Raw genomic sequence first — 16,803 nt, 5'->3', positions numbered from 1 at the left:
GCGCCTCTACGCCGTCAATCGAACAGGCTGGATCGGATCCGGCGCGCGTGATGCAACACGCCTCGGATCTCGACCGCTTCAATAGATACCGTGTAGTAGACGACGTGTGCTTGGAAGCGGAACCGTCGCAGTCCCGCTCGAAATTCGTCGGCTGATTGGCCGATTGCAGGGAAGTCCGAGAGAAGCTCGAAAGTTCTGATCAGTCCGGACGCGTAAGCGTCCGCCTGATAAGAACCGAAATGTGTCTCTGTATAATCGTAGATTTGTGCGAGCTGGTCGCGCGCACGAATGGTCAGGCGGTAGCTACCCACGGCGCGCCGCAGCGCGCTGCCGGGCAGCCAGGATAATATCTTCGGCAGATTCGTCGGTGAACCTCTCGCAATCGGGATGCGCGAAGAACTCCCGGTAGCGAGCGATCTGCTCCTCGCGGCTCAAGCCATTCCACTCCGCGAGTTCCGCATCACTGGGCGGCAACGCTGAAGGCACGACACCGATCTTGGTTTGCGACATGGCGTTGTTCCCGAAAACCGTCGCCCCCCGGGGGGGCCGCCTCTTAGACAGATAACAGCTTTCGCCCAATTTTGCGAGGTCAGCTCCCTCTCGCCGTTCTTACGGGGAGAGGGAGCGCGCCGGTCTGGCAGCGTGTGATCTCACACCTCATCCTCGTGCTCGGCCTGCGATAGCTCCGCGATGGCGAGATCGCCGGAATCGGCCATGCGGGCTTTCGCGATGGTCCTGACATGCGCAGCCAGCGCCGGCATGCGGGCGATCAGGGCGTGGAAATCCTGGGCGTCCAGCACCAGCAGCCTTGTCTTGCGCGTGGCGGTGACGGTGCCGGAGCGCTTGGTTCGGTGCAGGAGCGCGATCTCGCCGAAGAAGGTGCCGTCGGCGAGCTTGACGCATTGCGTCGGCAGCTCGATCTCGACCTCGCCCGCGGTGATGAAATACATCGAGGACGCCGCATCGCCGCGCCGCACCAGCACCTCGCCGGATTCGATCGTGCGGGCGCGGAGCAGCCGCATGATGTCGGCAATCTCCGAGGCGTTGAGATGCGAGAACAGCGGCACCTTGGCGAGCATGCCCCAGGTGACGACGAAATCGCGCCGCTTGATCTCCTCGGCGAACGCCGTGGAGATGATGGCCACCGGCAGCGCGATCATCGCAAAGCCCCAGATGATCGCGACCACGGTGATGATGCGGCCGAGCGGCGTCACCGGCACGACGTCGCCATAGCCGACGGTGCCGAGCGTCACGATCGCCCACCACATCGCATGCGGGATGGTGCCGAACTTGTCCGGCTGCACGTCGCGCTCGACGGCGTAGAGCAGCGAGGCGAACAGCAGCACCGCGCCGGCCAGGATCACGAGGCAACCGACCAGAGTGCGGCGCTCGGCCTGTACGGCCGACAACAGCGAGCGCAGCGCCGGCGAATAGCGCACCAGCTTGAGGAACGGCAGGACGATGCTGACCGCTTCCAGGCCGCGGTCGCCGAGCGCGAGCGCAATCGTGGCCGGGACGAAGGACAAGAGGTCGATGATGCCGAGCGCGGAGAGCGCGTAGGCCAGGCGGTCCCGCCACGGCGATTGGCGCCTCGGCATGTGGCCGGCGACGCTCCAGAGCCGCGCGGCATACTCGGCGGCGAACACGATCAGTGCTGTGATCTTGATCAGCCGCAGCGGCCAGCCGAAGCTGGCGGCAATGTCCGGATCGGACGCCAGCACCACCGCCAGCACGTCGAGCGTAATGACGAGCACGATCAGCTGCACGAAGCGCGAGCCGTGCGTGCTCGGCAGATGGTCGTGCTCGAGCAACTCGTAGAGCCGGTCCCGCAGATCGGGGCTGCGAACGCTCTCGCCCGGCCCGAGCAGCGGCACGGCTAGCCGGCCTTGCCGATCGCGCTCTCGATCGCGGCCAGTGCGGCCTCCGCCTTGGTGCCATCGGGGCCGCCGGCCTGGGCCATGTCGGGACGGCCGCCGCCGCCCTTGCCGCCCAGCGCCTCCGACGCCGCGCGCACCAGCTCCACCGCGTTGAAGCGCGATGTGAGATCGGCAGTCACACCGACCACGACGCCGGCCTTGCCGTCCTCGGAAGTCGCCACCAGCGCGACGACGCCCGAACCGAGCTGCTTCTTGGCCTCGTCGGCGAGCGACTTGAGATCCTTCATCTCGATGCCGGAGACAGCGCGGGCCATCAGCTTGATGCCGCCGACGTCGCGGACGCCAGCCGCCGGCGAGCCGTTGCCGATCGAGGTGCCGCTGCCCATCGCGAGCTTCTTGCGCGCATCCGACAGCTCACGCTCGAGCTTCTTGCGCTCCTCCATCAGCGCGGTGATGCGCGCCGGAACTTCGTCCACCGTGGTGCGCAGTTCGGCCGCGGCGGCCTTGGCGAGCGAGAGATTGTGGTTGGCATGCGCGCGGGCGCCACGCGCCGTCAGCGCCTCGATGCGGCGGACGCCGGAGGCCACTGCGCTCTCCGAGGTCACCGCGATCAGGCCGATGTCGCCGGTGCGCTTGACATGCGTGCCGCCGCACAGCTCGACCGACCAGCCCATTGCGTTGGCGCCATGGTCGCGCGCGGCATGGCCCATCGAGACGACACGGACCTCGTCGCCATATTTCTCGCCGAACAGCGCACGCGCACCGGCCTCGCGGGCATCGTCGAGCCCCATCAGCCGGGTCGTGACCTCGGCATTCTCCAGCACGACGTCATTGGCGATGTCCTCGACGCGGGCGAGCTCCTCGGGCGAAATCGGCTTCGGATGGACGAAGTCGAAGCGCAGGCGGTCGGGCGAGACCAGCGAGCCGCGCTGGGCGATGTGGTCGCCGAGCACCTGACGCAGCGCCTCGTGCAGGATGTGGGTCGCCGAATGGTTGGCGCGGATCGCCGAGCGGCGGCCATGATCGACGTCGAGCTGCAGCGCAGTGCCGAGCTTGAGTGTGCCCTGCTCCACGGTGCCGATATGCGCGAACAGGTCGCCGGCCTTCTTCTGCGTGTCGGTGATGCGGACGCGGACGCCGTCGCCGGTCATCACGCCGGTGTCGCCGACCTGGCCGCCGGACTCGCCGTAGAACGGCGTCTGGTTGAGCACGATCACCCCGCTCTCGCCGGCCTTGAGGCTGTCGACCTCGGCGCCGTCCTTGACCAGCGCGGTCACCGCGCCCTCGGCGGTTTCGGTGTCGTAGCCGAGGAATTCGGTGGCGCCGAGCTTCTCGCGCAGCGGGAACCAGACGGTCTCGGTGGCCGCCTCGCCCGAACCGGCCCAGGCAGCGCGCGCCTTTGCCTTCTGACGCTCCATCGCGTCAGTGAAGGACGCCTGATCGACGCTGATGCCGCGCGACTTCAGCGCGTCCTGCGTGAGGTCGAGCGGGAAGCCGTAGGTGTCGTACAAGGTGAAGGCGACGTCGCCGTCGAACATGTCGCCCTTGGCGAGCGAGGCCGACTTCTCGTCGAGGATCGCAAGGCCGCGCTCCAGGGTCTTGCGGAAACGCGTCTCCTCCAGGCGCAGCGTCTCCTTGATCAGCGACTCGGCGCGGATCAGCTCGGGATAGGCCTGACCCATCTCGCGGGTGAGCGCGCCGACCAGCTTATGCATCAGCGGTTCGCGCGCGCCGAGCAGCTGAGCGTGGCGCATCGCGCGGCGCATGATCCGGCGCAGCACGTAGCCACGGCCTTCGTTGGACGGCAGCACGCCATCCGAGATCAGGAACGACGAGGCGCGGAGATGATCAGCGATGACGCGCAGGCTCGCCTTCTGCGGGCCCTGCGGATCGGCATTGGTGAGGTCGGCGATGGCGCGGATCAGCGCGACGAACAGGTCGATGTCGTAATTGTCGTGCTTGCCCTGCAGCACCGCGGCGACGCGCTCGAGGCCCGCGCCGGTGTCGATCGACGGCTTCGGCAGGGGATTGCGGACGCCGCCCTCGAGCTGCTCGTACTGCATGAACACGAGGTTCCAGATCTCGATGAAGCGGTCGCCATCCGCCTCCGGCGATCCCGGAGGGCCGCCCCAGATCTTGTCGCCATGGTCGTAGAAGATCTCCGAGCACGGGCCGCACGGGCCGGTGTCGCCCATCTGCCAGAAATTGTCCGAGCCGGCGATGCGGATGATGCGCGACTCAGGGAGGCCCGCGATCTTCTTCCAGAGCCCGAACGCCTCGTCGTCGTCGATATAGACGGTCGCGGTCAGCTTGTCCTTCGGGAGGCCGAACTCCTTGGTGACCAGCTTCCAGGCGAGCTCGATCGCGTTCTCCTTGAAGTAGTCGCCGAAGGAGAAGTTGCCGAGCATCTCGAAGAAGGTGTGATGCCGGGCGGTGTAGCCGACATTGTCGAGGTCGTTGTGCTTGCCGCCGGCGCGGACGCATTTCTGCGACGTGGTGGCGCGGTTGTAGGGCCGCTTCTCGACGCCGGTGAAGACGTTCTTGAACTGCACCATGCCGGCGTTCGTGAACATCAAAGTCGGGTCGTTGCGCGGCACGAGCGGCGAGGACGGCACGATCTCGTGGCCGTTCGCAGCGAAGAAATTGAGGAAGGTCGACCTGATCTCGTTGACGCCGCTCATAGCAATCCAATCGAAGAAGTCCGGGAATTCGGCGGCATTGCTTTTAGACAAGGGACTATCGCGTGTCCAGAAACTGTGCAGAAACATCATGGGGTTGCTGCACGGCTCCTAAAGCTGGTTGAAAGCCACGGTGACGCGTTGACAGCTCGGTTGAGCTGGTGTTTTGTCGCCGCTACTCAACGACAGTCGCGTCGGGAGAGACCGTCTCTTGAGGTTCAGCTTGAACTTCAGGGGTCGGCGCCGAAGGAGCAACCGCCCCGGAAACTCTCAGGCAAAAGGACCCTCGCGACTTCAACTGCATCTGGAAAGAGACGCTGGCCGGGCCTGATCCCGGGAGGCGTCCGCCGACGGGATAATACTCTCAGGCACAGCGACAGATGGGGCTTCGGTAGCGTTTTTCGGGACTGGTCCCGAGGAACCGCGCGAGGACCCCTGATGGCTGAACCGGCTGCTGCAACTCCCTCCTCTTTGAAGCGAACGCCGCTGCATGCGCTGCATGTCAGCCTCGGCGGCAAGATGGTGCCGTTCGCGGGCTATGAGATGCCCGTGCAATACGCGCCCGGCGTGCTCAAGGAGCACCTCCATACCCGCGCCGCCGCCGGGTTGTTCGATGTCTCGCATATGGGCCAGGTCGCGCTGGTGCCGAAATCCGGCACTGTCGCCGACGCCGCGGCTGCGCTGGAGCGGCTGGTGCCGCAGGACATCATCGGCATCCCCGCGGGCCGCCAGCGCTACGCCCAGTTCACCCATGCCGACGGCGGCATTCTCGACGACCTGATGGTGGCAAATTTCGGCGAGCATCTGGTGCTGGTGGTGAATGCCGCCTGCAAGGAGGCCGATATCCAGCTGCTGCGCAACGGCTTGTCCGACGTCTGCGACGTGCAGCCGCTGACCGACCGCGCGCTGCTGGCGCTGCAGGGGCCGAAGGCGGCAAGCGTGCTGGCGAAATTCTGTGCAGAGGCCGACGGCATGCGGTTCATGGATTCGGGCCCGCGCACGGTCGACGGTCTCGCCTGCTACGTCTCGCGCTCCGGCTATACCGGCGAGGACGGCTACGAGATCTCGGTGCCGGCCGACGAGGCCGAGCAGCTTGCGGAAGCGCTGCTGTCCGACAAGGACGTGCTGCCGATCGGGCTCGGCGCCCGCGACAGCCTGCGGCTCGAAGCGGGGCTCTGCCTCTATGGCCACGACATCGACACCACCACGACGCCCGTCGAGGCGGCGCTGGAATGGTCGGTGCAGAAGGTCCGGCGCACGGGCGGCGCGCGCGCCGGCGGCTTTCCGGGCGCGGCGAAGATCCTGGCGCAGTTCGACGGCGGCGCGGCCCGCCGCCGCGTTGGGCTGCGGCCCGAGGGCCGCGCGCCGGTCCGCGAGGGCGCGGTGCTGTTCGCCAGCGCTGACGGCGGCGAGCCGGTCGGCAAGGTCACCTCCGGCGGCTTCGGCCCGACGCTGAATGCGCCCGTCGCCATGGGCTACGTTCCGACCGCCCTCGCCGCGCTCGACACCCAGTTGTTCGCCGACGTGCGCGGGCAGCGCCTGCCGCTGCGCGTCGCCGCCACGCCTTTTGTCCCCAACACCTACAAACGTTGAACCTGCAAGCGCTGAAGGACGTCCATGACCACGCTGTACACCTCCGACCATGAATGGCTCAGCATCGACGGCGATGTCGCCACCATCGGCATCACCGACTACGCGCAGGCGCAGCTCGGCGACGTCGTGTTCGTGGAGCTGCCGCAGGTCGGCCGCGCGCTGAAGAAGACCGAGGCCGCCGCCGTGGTCGAATCGGTCAAGGCCGCCTCCGACGTCTACGCGCCGATCACCGGCGAGGTGGTCGAGGTCAACCAGGCCATCGTCGACGAGCCGGCGCTGGTCAACACCGACGCCGATGGCAAGGCCTGGTTCTTCAAGCTCAAGATCGCCGACAAGGCGGAGCTCGGCGGCCTGATGGATGAGGCCGCCTACAAGGCGCACACCGCGTGAGAGCCGCGGTGCGGCGACACTCACCTCTGTCATCGCCCGGCTCGACCGGGCGATCCAGTACGCCGCGCTCCCTCAGTCTGATCTCGACAGCAACGAATAATGGATGCCCTGCCTTCGCGGGGCGTGACGAGGCCTAGAGGATTTGCTCATGACCACGCCGCTCAAGCCGCTCGATGATGCCGCCACCAGCTTTGCCCGCCGCCACATCGGTCCGTCTCCCCGCGACGTTGCGGCGATGCTGGAGACCGTCGGCGCCAAAAGCGTGTCGGAGTTGATGGCACAGACCCTGCCCGGCACGATCCGGCAGGCCGCGCCGCTCACGCTGGAGCCCGCCTTGAGCGAGGTCGAGGCGATCGGCCACATGCGCGCGCTGGCGGCGCAGAACCAGGTCTTCACCTCGCTGATCGGCCAGGGCTATTCGGGCACGGTCATGCCGGCGGTAATCCAGCGCAACATCCTGGAGAACCCGGCCTGGTACACGGCCTATACGCCCTACCAGCCCGAGATCAGCCAGGGCCGGCTGGAGGCGCTGTTCAACTTCCAGACCATGATCTGCGACCTCACGGGTCTCGACGTCGCCAACGCCTCGCTGCTCGACGAGGGCACCGCGGCGGCGGAGGCGATGGCGCTGGCCGAGCGGTCGGCGCGTGCAAAGACGAAGGCGTTCTTCGTCGACCGGAATGTCCATCCGCAGACGCTGGCCGTGCTGCGCACACGCGCCGAGCCGCTCGGCTGGCAGCTGATCGTCGGCGATCCCGCCAAGGATCTGGACAGCGCCGAGGTGTTCGGCGGCCTGCTGCAATACCCCGACACGACCGGCGCGCTGCGCGATCCGCGCGGTGCCATCGCCAAGCTGCACGACAAGGGCGCACTGGCCGTTCTCGCCGCGGACCTCCTGGCGCTGACCTTGATCGCCTCGCCGGGCGAGCTCGGCGCCGACATCGCGATCGGCTCGGCGCAGCGTTTCGGCGTGCCGATGGGCTATGGCGGTCCGCACGCCGCCTACATGGCGGTGCGCGACGCGCTGAAGCGCTCGCTGCCCGGCCGCATCGTCGGCCTCTCCGTGGATTCGCGCGGAGCCCCCGCCTATCGCCTGGCGCTGCAGACCCGCGAGCAGCACATCCGCCGCGAGAAGGCGACCTCGAACATCTGCACGGCGCAGGTGCTGCTGGCGGTGATCGCGGCGATGTATGCGGTCTATCATGGACCCGAGGGGCTCAAGGCGATCGCCCGCACGGTGCATCGCCGGACGACGGTGCTGGCGGCCGGCTTGCGGAAGCTCGGCTTTGCGCCGGCCAACGACGCCTTCTTCGACACGGTGACCGTGGACGCTGGCGCCAAGGCCTCCTCGATCATCGCGCGCGCCGAGGGCGAACAGATCAATCTCGGACGCGACGGCAGCAGGCTGCGCATCGCGCTCGACGAGACGACGACGGCCGATGTCGTCGAAGCCGTGTGGCGCGCGTTCGGTGGCGAGCTGTCCTATGCCGATATCGAAGCCGGGGCGCGCGACGCCGTTCCGGCCGAGTTGAAGCGGCAGCGGCCATACCTTACGCATCCGGTGTTCCACGCGCACCGCTCCGAGACCGAGATGCTGCGCTATCTGCGCAAGCTCGCCGACCGCGATCTCGCGCTCGACCGCGCGATGATTCCGCTCGGCTCGTGCACGATGAAGCTGAACGCGACGACCGAGATGATTCCGCTGACCTGGCCGGAATTTTCCAGCCTGCATCCGTTCGTGCCGCGCGCCCAGGCGGCCGGCTATCACGCGATGTTCGCCGATCTCGAGGACTGGCTTTGCCGGATCTCCGGCTATGACGCGGTGTCGCTGCAGCCGAACTCCGGCGCGCAGGGCGAATATGCCGGGCTTCTGGCGATCCGCGGCTACCATGCCGCGCGCGGCGACAGCCACCGCACGATCTGCCTGATCCCCTCCTCCGCCCACGGCACCAATCCGGCCTCCGCGCACATGGTCGGCATGGAGGTGGTCGTGGTCGGCTGCGACGCGGGCGGCAATGTCGATCTCGCCGATCTCACGGCCAAGGCGGAGGCGCACAGCGCCAAGCTCGCCGCGATCATGATCACCTATCCCTCGACGCATGGCGTGTTCGAGGAGCACATCCGCGACATCTGCGACATCGTCCATGCCCATGGTGGCCAGGTGTATCTGGACGGCGCCAACCTCAACGCCCAGGTCGGCCTCGCCCGTCCCGGCGATTACGGCGCCGACGTCAGCCATTTCAACCTGCACAAGACGTTCTGCATCCCGCATGGCGGCGGCGGTCCGGGCATGGGCCCGATCGGCGTCAAGGCGCATCTGGCGCCGTTCCTGCCGGGTCATCCCAACACGGATGGCGCGAGCGCCCATCCGGTCGGCCCGGTCTCGGCGGCGCCCTACGGCTCGGCCTCGATCCTGACCATCTCCTACATCTACATGCTGCTGATGGGGGGCGAGGGCCTGACGCGCGCCACGGAGATCGCGATCCTCAATGCCAACTACGTCGCGGCCCGGCTCGATGCCCATTTCCCGGTGCTCTACCGCAACGAGCGCGGCCGCATCGCGCATGAGTGCATCATCGACCCCAGGCCGCTGAAGCAGACCAGCGGCGTCACCGTGGATGACATCGCCAAGCGCCTGATCGACTATGGCTTCCACGCCCCGACGATGAGCTTCCCGGTCGCCGGCACCCTGATGATCGAGCCGACCGAGTCGGAATCCAAGGCCGAGCTCGACCGCTTCTGCGACGCCATGATCGCGATCCGCAAGGAGATCGCCGAGGTCGAGCAGGGCCGCTTCAAGATCGAGGCCTCACCGCTGCGCCACGCGCCGCACACAGTGCACGACGTCGCCGATGATGACTGGAGCCGCGCCTACCGCCGCAGCGAGGGCTGCTTCCCCCAGGGCACCTCGCGCACCGACAAATATTGGTGCCCGGTCGGCCGCGTCGACAACGTCTATGGCGACCGCAACCTGGTGTGCTCGTGCCCGCCGATCGGCGACTACGCCCAGGCGGCGGAGTAAGCCTCTTCACGCACGCCCCAATCGATCGGCCGCCACGGCTCGCGACATTCGTCGACGTCGGGCCGGTCGGGATCCGGAGCGATGAGCACCGCATGCCAACGCCAGAGATTGGCGTTGCTCAATCCGGTGCCGCCCCACCAGCGCCGGATCGGATTGTGGCTGCTGAAATCCTCCTCACCGGCCAGGATGGCCTTGCCGAGCGGAGAGAGAAACAGCGTGCTGGCCTTGTAGCGCGCGAGACGTTCACGGCTGTCGTGCATGTCGACCGAGAAGGGCCATTCGGCGAGGCCTGAAATGGCCGGCACCGGCGCGAGTGCCAGGCCATCGAGCAACATGCCGCCCTCCCAATAATCATAGACGCGCCGTTGAAAGCGCTCCCGATGATGCGGAAGCAGGTCCGATGGGTGCTGGTAACCGGCCGAGAGCAGTTCGAGAAGTCTCAGCTCCGACGCGCCGAGACCCGTGACGACGCCGGGCAGCTCATCCAGCATCTCCTGCACGCAACGGCGAAGCTGCGGCAGCGGACTGAGATCCTGCTTCAACAGATCGAACCAGGCTTGCGGCGTCGGCGCCCGAAATGCCTGCCATGCGAGCCGCCCCAGATCGAGATGCTCACGTGAAAGCGCAACGCCGGCGATGGTTCGGTCGGCGGGTTGTCTGACCAAAGCCTCGAAGCCTGGCGAATCGAGGTGTCGCAACACGATCTTCGTCGCGATCTCGGCGTGATCGCGCAGATGATCCAGCAACCAGATCAGCACCAACTGATCGTTGGGGCGGGTGCCCATCCACAGCTCGACGCTGTCGCAGCGATCGACGAGTTCGAGAAAACCGTGGCTCCGCCCACCGACCGCCAGGAAGTCACCGCGCGAGGCGAAATCCAGCCAATGCCCCCTCTTCCGTCGCGCGCCGCGCGGCAGGAGATACGCAGAGAGTTCGGCCTCGGATGGCAAGGGTCCCCAAACGAAGCGATGCAGAATTGGCACCACCAGTTCGGCGAAGCCGCCTCTCCGGAGCGCGCCGGCGCTGGGATCATCGGCGACGAGAATCAAACGCGTCATGCTGTTGGCTCCGGCACGACCTGTTGGTCCAACACGTTTGCAATCGGCTTCCGGCGCCAGACACCGGCACCGGACAACGCAATGCCGCCGTGCGGATCGGGACCGCACGTCCGCTTTCAGCCATTCTGATGAGATCGCGTCCGGCGCTCGGAAAAACGTGCCCGCTGCATTCGAAAATGCAGCAGCCCAGGGCGCACAGACTTGCAGATGCGCAGACGTTCAGATGCACAGGCTGGCAGAGCGCCACAGATCAGCAAGCGGGCACCGGGACGCCGATATGTCGGCGTCCAAGCCGCCCGCTGCCGTCGTAACTAACCCTATTCTTCCGCCGGCTCCTCGTCGTCGGAGTCGCGCTCGGCATTGCCGGCCAGGATCTGCTCGGCGATCAGGCCGGAGTTCTGGCGGATCGCGGCCTCGATCTTGGCGGTCATGTCCGGATTGGTCTTGAGGAACGTCTTCGAGTTCTCACGACCCTGTCCGAGCCGCTGGCTGTCATAGGAGAACCAGGCGCCGGACTTCTCGACGATGCCGGCCTTGACGCCGAGATCGAGGATCTCGCCCATCTTGGACACGCCCTCGCCGTACATGATGTCGAACTCGACCTGCTTGAACGGCGGCGCCAGCTTGTTCTTCACGACCTTCACGCGGGTGGAGTTGCCGATCACCTCGTCACGCTCCTTGATCGCGCCGATGCGGCGGATGTCCAAGCGCACGGACGCGTAGAACTTCAGCGCGTTGCCGCCGGTGGTGGTCTCCGGCGAGCCGTACATCACGCCGATCTTCATGCGGATCTGGTTGATGAAGATCACCATGGTATTGGACTTGTTGATCGAGGCCGTCAGCTTGCGCAGTGCCTGGCTCATCAGGCGGGCCTGCAGGCCGGGCAGCGACTCGCCCATCTCGCCCTCGAGCTCGGCCTTCGGCACCAGCGCCGCCACGGAGTCGACGACCAGAACGTCGACCGCGCCCGAGCGCACGAGCGTGTCGCAGATCTCCAGCGCCTGCTCACCCGTATCCGGCTGCGAGATCAGGAGTTCGTCGATGTTGACGCCGAGCTTCCGCGCATAGACCGGATCGAGCGCATGCTCGGCATCGATGAAGGCACAGATGCCGCCCTTCTTCTGCGCTTCCGCCACCGTGTGCAGCGCCAACGTCGTCTTGCCGGACGATTCCGGCCCGTAGATCTCGACGATGCGCCCCTTCGGCAGACCGCCGATGCCGAGCGCGATGTCGAGCCCGAGCGAGCCGGTCGAGACCGTCTCGACATCCATCGAGCGGTCGTTCTTGCCCAGCTTCATCACCGAGCCCTTGCCGAACTGACGCTCGATCTGGGACAGCGCAGCGGAGAGCGCCTTACTCTTATCCATGGAAGAACCTTCGACGATACGCAGGGCTGTGGCGGACATTGGCGCTCCTTATGGCGGGGATTCGCGGGATGGACAAACGGTTAACGAGGTCGGCCAGCAATCTTGAGGTGAATGTACTCGATCTGTTCTTTGTTCGCAATATGTTCTTTCAATCATTCGCGCCCGTTCACAGCTTCAGCAACGCGCCGAGGCGGCGGCCTCAACGAGCATCGGCCAGAGAGCGGCGACAGCGTGCGGCACGGCTCCAGCATCTCGCGCGCCTCGCCTGCGGCAGGCCTCGACACAACCAAAAATTGCAGACGACGCGAGACGCTTGCGCCGGCTCTTGGGTTCTGCTTCGTCGGGCGGATCCGATCGACCTCGGGCCAGCACGAACCCCATGACCACCCCAAGCAACACCGTCACGCTGTGGCGCCCCGTCGGCCCGAAGGAGCTCGCTTTGATCGAGGCCTCGGGCATGCGGCGGTTTCCACCCCGCCTCCCCGAGCAGCCGATCTTCTATCCCGTGCTGAGCGAGGACTACGCAGTGAAGATCGCGCGCGACTGGAACGTGCCGGCGAGCGGCAGCGGCCATGTGCTGCGGTTCGAGGTGTTGCGCGAATTCATCGATTGCTACCAAGTGCAGGAGGCCGGCGGGCGGGACCATCTCGAGTACTGGATTCCGAGCGAACATCTCATTGAGTTCAATGCCGCCATCGTCGGGCCGATCGTGCTCGTCAAAAGTTTTCCTTGAAACAACCCGACTTCCGCTAGCGTGCGAACACCGCACGTCCGTGGTTCTCCTGAGAAGAACGAAGTTCCCGCGTCTCTTCTGCTTTTGTTCGGCTCATCCTCTGAGCAGCCGCTTGGTTTTCGTGCATCCGAACGGACGATGAGAGAGGTGGTCGAACGACATGCGCGACGAGCCGCTGCGAGTTCCACAAACGATCGTCTCCGCAAGCCTGCTACCAGCGCAGCGAATTTCCAGAGATCGCGGACATGTCCCGTCGAAGGAGGCGCGAAACTTCCCGGCCGGTTCCAATCACGCGCGATCGGGATCACGATGCTGTTCGATGCTCATGGCATGATGACCAGCAGGTGAAGCGGGCCGCAAGCGCAGCCTCAACCACGATTGACTGGAGGTCTACGAGCTCGCCCGTTGCACAACCGCAAGATGAAAGCATCCTGGTCTGCCGAATGTTCTAAAGCATGATCCGGAAAAGCGCGCAGCGGTTTTCCGAAAAGATCATCGCAAACAACAATCTAAAGCGCGGTGGCGATTCATCCTAATCTCATCGCGCTTTAGCGCGCCGCTGCGTGATGCGCCTCACGCAGTCCGGTGCCGGAACGCCCCGGCAAACCACGGCCATTGTCATAAACTTTTGGTTGTGGTACGAAAACCGGGTCTTGGAGCGTGACAACGGATTTTTCAGCCCCGAATTTGTTTGTTCGTTTCCGATGATGATGGCGCATATCGACCGGCTCATTTTGGCGAGTCATGTGCTGCCATGTGACATGCCATCTGCAGAGAATTGCCGAGACGATGGCTCGAGACAATGTCTGCAGGCTCAGTCACCCTAGGCGCACGGCCCTGAAACCATCCGCGCCGAAAGAAAGCCCCGGACCCGTGTCCGGGGCTTTTGACGTTTGACGTCTCAGTTCCGGATTCACCATGACGCGCATCCGAATTTGTCGTTGCCCGTACCGGTAACGGATCGCACCGTTGCCCATCATATGACCGATGACACGCGATGATCTCATCTGCCGCTGGTGCAGAGCCGGCCTGCAGCGCCTGGAGCTTCACTCGCAGCGCGGCGTTGCCGGCGACAAACGATGCCCGGCCTGCAATGAAGTGCTGGAAACGGTGGACGGCGCGACTGAGGTCGCCTACCGCCTCACCGTCGTGCCGGAGCGGATTTTCGATCCGCGATAGCCGCAGGCAACGCAGTCAACTCACTCGCCAAAAATCGCGTGAGCTGATCTGTTATTTGCAACCCTTGATTTGACGCAAGGCGCGCGCGCAAGTTGCTGTCTACTCTCAACGTGTCATTGCCGAACTGCCCTCGCCGGGAAGCTACGACGTTGACGCCGAGCCTCGGACCGCGGCGGTCCGAGGCTCACTCATTCAGCGGACATGAATTCAGCGGAGATGAACTTCGTCTCAGCTTCGCCCCTCCCGCGGTGCGAAGGCGGCAAATCCTTGCGTGACGGCAACAACTAACAGCCATCGCAACCGTCGACCGTATTTTACCGGAATTGATCCAGGGGGGTTTTCCGCTTCCATTTACGCTGCGTTCATCAAACCCAGCGGCCTGGGGCGGTCAGGGCTCACCGGTTTTGGCAATGCCGCTCTATTTCTTTCGTATCCGTAACGGCCACTTCTCAGGCGCGTCCGAGTATGGGACCGAGTGTGCCGATCGTAACGCCGCCTGGAAAGAGATGACCACTGTCTGCGCCGACATGGCCAGCAGCATCTCGCGCAAGCTCGCCGAGAACTCGGAGTGGCAGATGGAGCTGCTCGACGAGACGCGGCAGCCGGTGTTCCGCATCCGCATCGTCGCCGAGTCGCTGGATCAGGCCTGAGCGCTGTTCGACGTGACGATCTGCCATCAATGGTCGATGGTCGCCCTCGCTCACAATCCGTAGTTGGCAGGCCATATGCCATTGCCTGTCATTTCGGCAAGCCCCCTTGATCTAGATCAAGTAGGCAAGGCCCCTGCTGGCCGACACTTAAATTTGTATGGGTAATCTGATCTTCAAATGTCCGCGAACGGGAATGAACGTGCAGCATTGGCTGGAAGAGCCGAAGCCGGGCGACCCGACCTGCGCGTATGAAACCGTGGTGTGCAAGGCATGCACCCGGCTTCACTTCATCAACCGCAACACACGAAAGCTCCTCGGCGAGCGGGAATGATCGGCCGGCAATGGCTCAATCAGCGCTGGGCAATCGCCGCATCGTGAATTCGATCGCTCCATCCGGGAGCTCGCGCCAGCTTTCCACGGCGCTCATATAGCCGGCCTTCGGATAACGGGTCAGGTAATCGCGCGCCTTGGCGCGCGCGGCCTCGCGCGGCAAAGTGAAGGTGTCGCGCACATAGCCGTCCGGCTTCCGGCGCCGGGCCGCCATCCGGCTGGCAATGTCCCGCGGGCGCAACCCCATCGACGAACTCCAACACGTTGCACCCCGTCAATATAGACGAGGTCGCACGGAATCCGAGTCGGATCGTCGCCGTGCCCGCTCTGCCAGCGGGCGCCCCATGGGCAAACGTCAGTTGGTGCTGGCGCCGGTCTTCGGCTTTTTCGCCGCCGTCGTCTTCACGGGAGGCGTCGTTTTCGGCTGCTCGGCAGCGCGCACATTGCCCCACGGATCCGCCGCCGTCTTGGCGTCCGGGATCTTGCGCATGGTGTCCCTGTAGGCCCTGTCCCGCGCAGCCTCGGCCTCCTTCTCCTCTGGGGTCTTGGAAGGACCATCAGCGAGAAGGTTGATGTTCGGCATCTGCGCCATCGCCGGCACGGCCCAGCCGGTCAACACGGCGACCGCCATCGTCACGATCAGCTTCTTCATTGGTTACTCCCCGGTCTTGGCCGCCTTATACCATTGCGTCGCCCCGCGCCAAGTCTCAGGCGCGTGTCGGACGGGCCCCATCGGCGTTCCTTGCCCTGGAACCACCAACCCAGCGCGGGACGTGCAGCGGCTGCTGGCACGGGACACCTTGCCCGAGACACCGCACGATCAGCCCTCGACATCACCAGTCGCGAGGCAGTTCCGGGAGGGAAGCCTCAGTTGCCGTCCCATCAGCCTGTCGCCCGGCCTGCCATTCAGCATAGGATTCCAACTCCGGCCTTTTCAAGCCGCCCGCTTGCGGCAAACGGCCCGGACTGCTTCCGCCAACGAGCGGGCCGCCGACAACAAGACCAGCATCAAACACCTGGGGAGGACTCTTTCTCGTGCCGAACGACACACCTGACTTCACCCTCGATCAGGCGCGGCGCCTGCTGGATGACGTGTTCGCCCCCTGGATCAAGGATCTTGCGCTGATCGTCGAGGACATCGCGCCCACGGCCCAGGGCGAGCCGGGCGCCATCCTGCGCCTGCCGTTCTCGCCGCGGCTGTGCCGCGACAACGGCGTTGTCTGCGGCCAGGCGCTGATGGCCTTTGCCGATACCGCGACGGTGATCGCGATGGTGAGCGCCAGCGGAGGCTATCGGCCGATGACCACGGTCGACCAGACCACGCACTTCATGCGCGCGGTCGCCTCCTCCGATGTGTTGGCCGATGCGCGCGTGGTCCGGCTGGGCCGCACCATGGGCTTCGGCCGGGTCACGTTGACCAGCGCCGCCGACGGCAAGCCGGTGGCCATGGTGTCCAGCGCCTTCGCGATGCTCTGACCCCCGCAAAGCCACGGGAGTTTAACGAATTGTGAAGATGAGGGCCCCGCCTTCGCGAGCGCGATTCATCGCAATGAAACCCGGGCCTGATTTATTTTATGCGCTTTTGACGCGAAAGGTGATTCCATTCGGCATCGGGTTGCAGGCGATGAGCGAGACAGATGAAAAACGGATTGCACCCCGTCATCGGGTGCTCAAGCAGGGCAGGCTGGCGTTCGACGGCGGCGGCGCGGTCGATTGCATGGTCCGCAACATGTCGGACACCGGGGCGCGGGTCGAGGTGGTCAGCCCGGTCGGCCTGCCCGGAGCGTTCACGCTGGTGATCCCGTCCGACAGGTTCACGCGCCGTTGTCACGCGGTGTGGAGCCACGATAAGCGGATCGGCATCGCCTTCGACTGATCAGGATCGAGGGCGATGGGACCTGCCGCGCATGACGCGGCCGACGACGC

The 16,803-nt window shown here is 65.4% G+C and carries 17 protein-coding genes and 1 riboswitch; of the genes, 9 read left to right on the top strand and 8 right to left on the bottom strand.

Features of this window, described 5'->3' with window-relative positions:
• Window positions 1–14: 14 nt before the first annotated feature.
• The 4 genes from NLR35_RS24380 to alaS form a co-directional block, all read right to left on the bottom strand.
• Window positions 15–311 (bottom strand): type II toxin-antitoxin system RelE/ParE family toxin, encoded by a 297-nt coding sequence (locus NLR35_RS24380; RefSeq protein ID WP_257169072.1) that lies wholly within the window; start codon window positions 309–311, stop codon window positions 15–17.
• Window positions 304–510, bottom strand: coding sequence for a hypothetical protein (locus tag NLR35_RS24375; RefSeq protein ID WP_257169071.1), 207 nt, complete (start codon window positions 508–510; stop codon window positions 304–306). The genes NLR35_RS24380 and NLR35_RS24375 overlap by 8 nt, the downstream gene beginning before the upstream one ends.
• A 140-nt stretch (window positions 511–650) precedes the next feature.
• A complete protein-coding gene (locus NLR35_RS24370) occupies window positions 651–1,874 on the bottom strand; it encodes a cyclic nucleotide-gated ion channel (protein ID WP_257169070.1) in 1,224 nt (407 codons plus the stop codon).
• A gap of 2 nt (window positions 1,875–1,876) precedes the next feature.
• On the bottom strand, window positions 1,877–4,558 hold the full coding sequence (gene alaS, locus NLR35_RS24365) for an alanine--tRNA ligase (protein WP_257169186.1): 2,682 nt from the start codon (window positions 4,556–4,558) through the stop codon (window positions 1,877–1,879).
• Between the two features lie 182 nt (window positions 4,559–4,740).
• Window positions 4,741–4,851, top strand: a riboswitch (glycine riboswitch).
• Window positions 4,852–4,993: 142 nt separating this feature from the next.
• Between alaS and gcvT the strand changes: the two genes are divergently transcribed.
• The 3 genes from gcvT to gcvP all read left to right on the top strand — a co-directional run bounded on the left by gcvT (window position 4,994) and on the right by gcvP (window position 9,560).
• On the top strand, window positions 4,994–6,148 hold the full coding sequence (gene gcvT / locus NLR35_RS24360) for a glycine cleavage system aminomethyltransferase GcvT (RefSeq protein WP_257169069.1): 1,155 nt from the start codon (window positions 4,994–4,996) through the stop codon (window positions 6,146–6,148).
• A gap of 24 nt (window positions 6,149–6,172) precedes the next feature.
• The gene (gene gcvH / locus NLR35_RS24355; protein ID WP_006610141.1) at window positions 6,173–6,538 is read left to right on the top strand and encodes a glycine cleavage system protein GcvH; all 366 of its coding nucleotides are present in this window, start codon (window positions 6,173–6,175) and stop codon (window positions 6,536–6,538) included.
• Window positions 6,539–6,686: 148 nt separating this feature from the next.
• Complete coding sequence (gcvP, locus tag NLR35_RS24350; RefSeq protein ID WP_257169068.1) at window positions 6,687–9,560, top strand: aminomethyl-transferring glycine dehydrogenase; 2,874 nt, start codon at window positions 6,687–6,689, stop codon at window positions 9,558–9,560.
• Here the strand turns inward: gcvP and NLR35_RS24345 are convergent.
• A complete protein-coding gene (locus NLR35_RS24345) occupies window positions 9,539–10,618 on the bottom strand; it encodes a DUF1835 domain-containing protein (protein WP_257169067.1) in 1,080 nt (359 codons plus the stop codon). The genes gcvP and NLR35_RS24345 overlap by 22 nt on opposite strands.
• A 317-nt stretch (window positions 10,619–10,935) precedes the next feature.
• A complete protein-coding gene (gene recA, locus NLR35_RS24340; RefSeq protein WP_006610143.1) occupies window positions 10,936–12,024 on the bottom strand; it encodes a recombinase RecA in 1,089 nt (362 codons plus the stop codon).
• Between the two features lie 340 nt (window positions 12,025–12,364).
• On the opposite strand from recA, the gene NLR35_RS24335 reads away from it, so the two are divergent.
• The 4 genes from NLR35_RS24335 to NLR35_RS24320 all read left to right on the top strand — a co-directional run bounded on the left by NLR35_RS24335 (window position 12,365) and on the right by NLR35_RS24320 (window position 14,878).
• Complete coding sequence (locus NLR35_RS24335; protein WP_257169066.1) at window positions 12,365–12,718, top strand: ADP-ribosylation/crystallin J1; 354 nt, start codon at window positions 12,365–12,367, stop codon at window positions 12,716–12,718.
• A 987-nt stretch (window positions 12,719–13,705) separates the two neighbouring features.
• On the top strand, window positions 13,706–13,897 hold the full coding sequence (locus NLR35_RS24330) for a hypothetical protein (RefSeq protein ID WP_257169065.1): 192 nt from the start codon (window positions 13,706–13,708) through the stop codon (window positions 13,895–13,897).
• Between the two features lie 410 nt (window positions 13,898–14,307).
• Window positions 14,308–14,547 carry a DUF6894 family protein gene (locus NLR35_RS24325; protein ID WP_015665825.1) on the top strand — a complete coding sequence of 80 codons (240 nt, stop codon included), beginning with the start codon at window positions 14,308–14,310 and terminating at the stop codon, window positions 14,545–14,547.
• Window positions 14,548–14,740: 193 nt separating this feature from the next.
• On the top strand, window positions 14,741–14,878 hold the full coding sequence (locus tag NLR35_RS24320) for a hypothetical protein (protein ID WP_257169064.1): 138 nt from the start codon (window positions 14,741–14,743) through the stop codon (window positions 14,876–14,878).
• Between the two features lie 15 nt (window positions 14,879–14,893).
• Here the strand turns inward: NLR35_RS24320 and NLR35_RS24315 are convergent, their stop codons facing one another.
• Together NLR35_RS24315 and NLR35_RS24310 are read right to left on the bottom strand one after the other, a co-directional pair.
• The gene (locus NLR35_RS24315; RefSeq protein WP_257169063.1) at window positions 14,894–15,124 is read right to left on the bottom strand and encodes a hypothetical protein; all 231 of its coding nucleotides are present in this window, start codon (window positions 15,122–15,124) and stop codon (window positions 14,894–14,896) included.
• 108 nt (window positions 15,125–15,232) lie between these two features.
• Window positions 15,233–15,529 (bottom strand): hypothetical protein, encoded by a 297-nt coding sequence (locus tag NLR35_RS24310; RefSeq protein WP_257169062.1) that lies wholly within the window; start codon window positions 15,527–15,529, stop codon window positions 15,233–15,235.
• A 383-nt stretch (window positions 15,530–15,912) separates the two neighbouring features.
• Here NLR35_RS24310 and NLR35_RS24305 point away from each other — a divergent pair, with 383 nt between their 5' ends.
• Together NLR35_RS24305 and NLR35_RS24300 are read left to right on the top strand one after the other, a co-directional pair.
• The gene (locus NLR35_RS24305; RefSeq protein WP_257169061.1) at window positions 15,913–16,353 is read left to right on the top strand and encodes a PaaI family thioesterase; all 441 of its coding nucleotides are present in this window, start codon (window positions 15,913–15,915) and stop codon (window positions 16,351–16,353) included.
• A 148-nt stretch (window positions 16,354–16,501) separates the two neighbouring features.
• Window positions 16,502–16,753 carry a PilZ domain-containing protein gene (locus NLR35_RS24300; RefSeq protein ID WP_257169185.1) on the top strand — a complete coding sequence of 84 codons (252 nt, stop codon included), beginning with the start codon at window positions 16,502–16,504 and terminating at the stop codon, window positions 16,751–16,753.
• The last annotated feature ends 50 nt before the right edge of the window (window positions 16,754–16,803 follow it).

Origin of the sequence: Bradyrhizobium sp. SRS-191 (assembly GCF_024586915.1) — a bacterium.
Taxonomy (GTDB): Bacteria; Pseudomonadota; Alphaproteobacteria; order Rhizobiales; family Xanthobacteraceae; genus Bradyrhizobium.
Note: the sequence above shows the minus strand (reverse complement) of the source record. Positions and strands in the feature narration are given on the sequence as shown.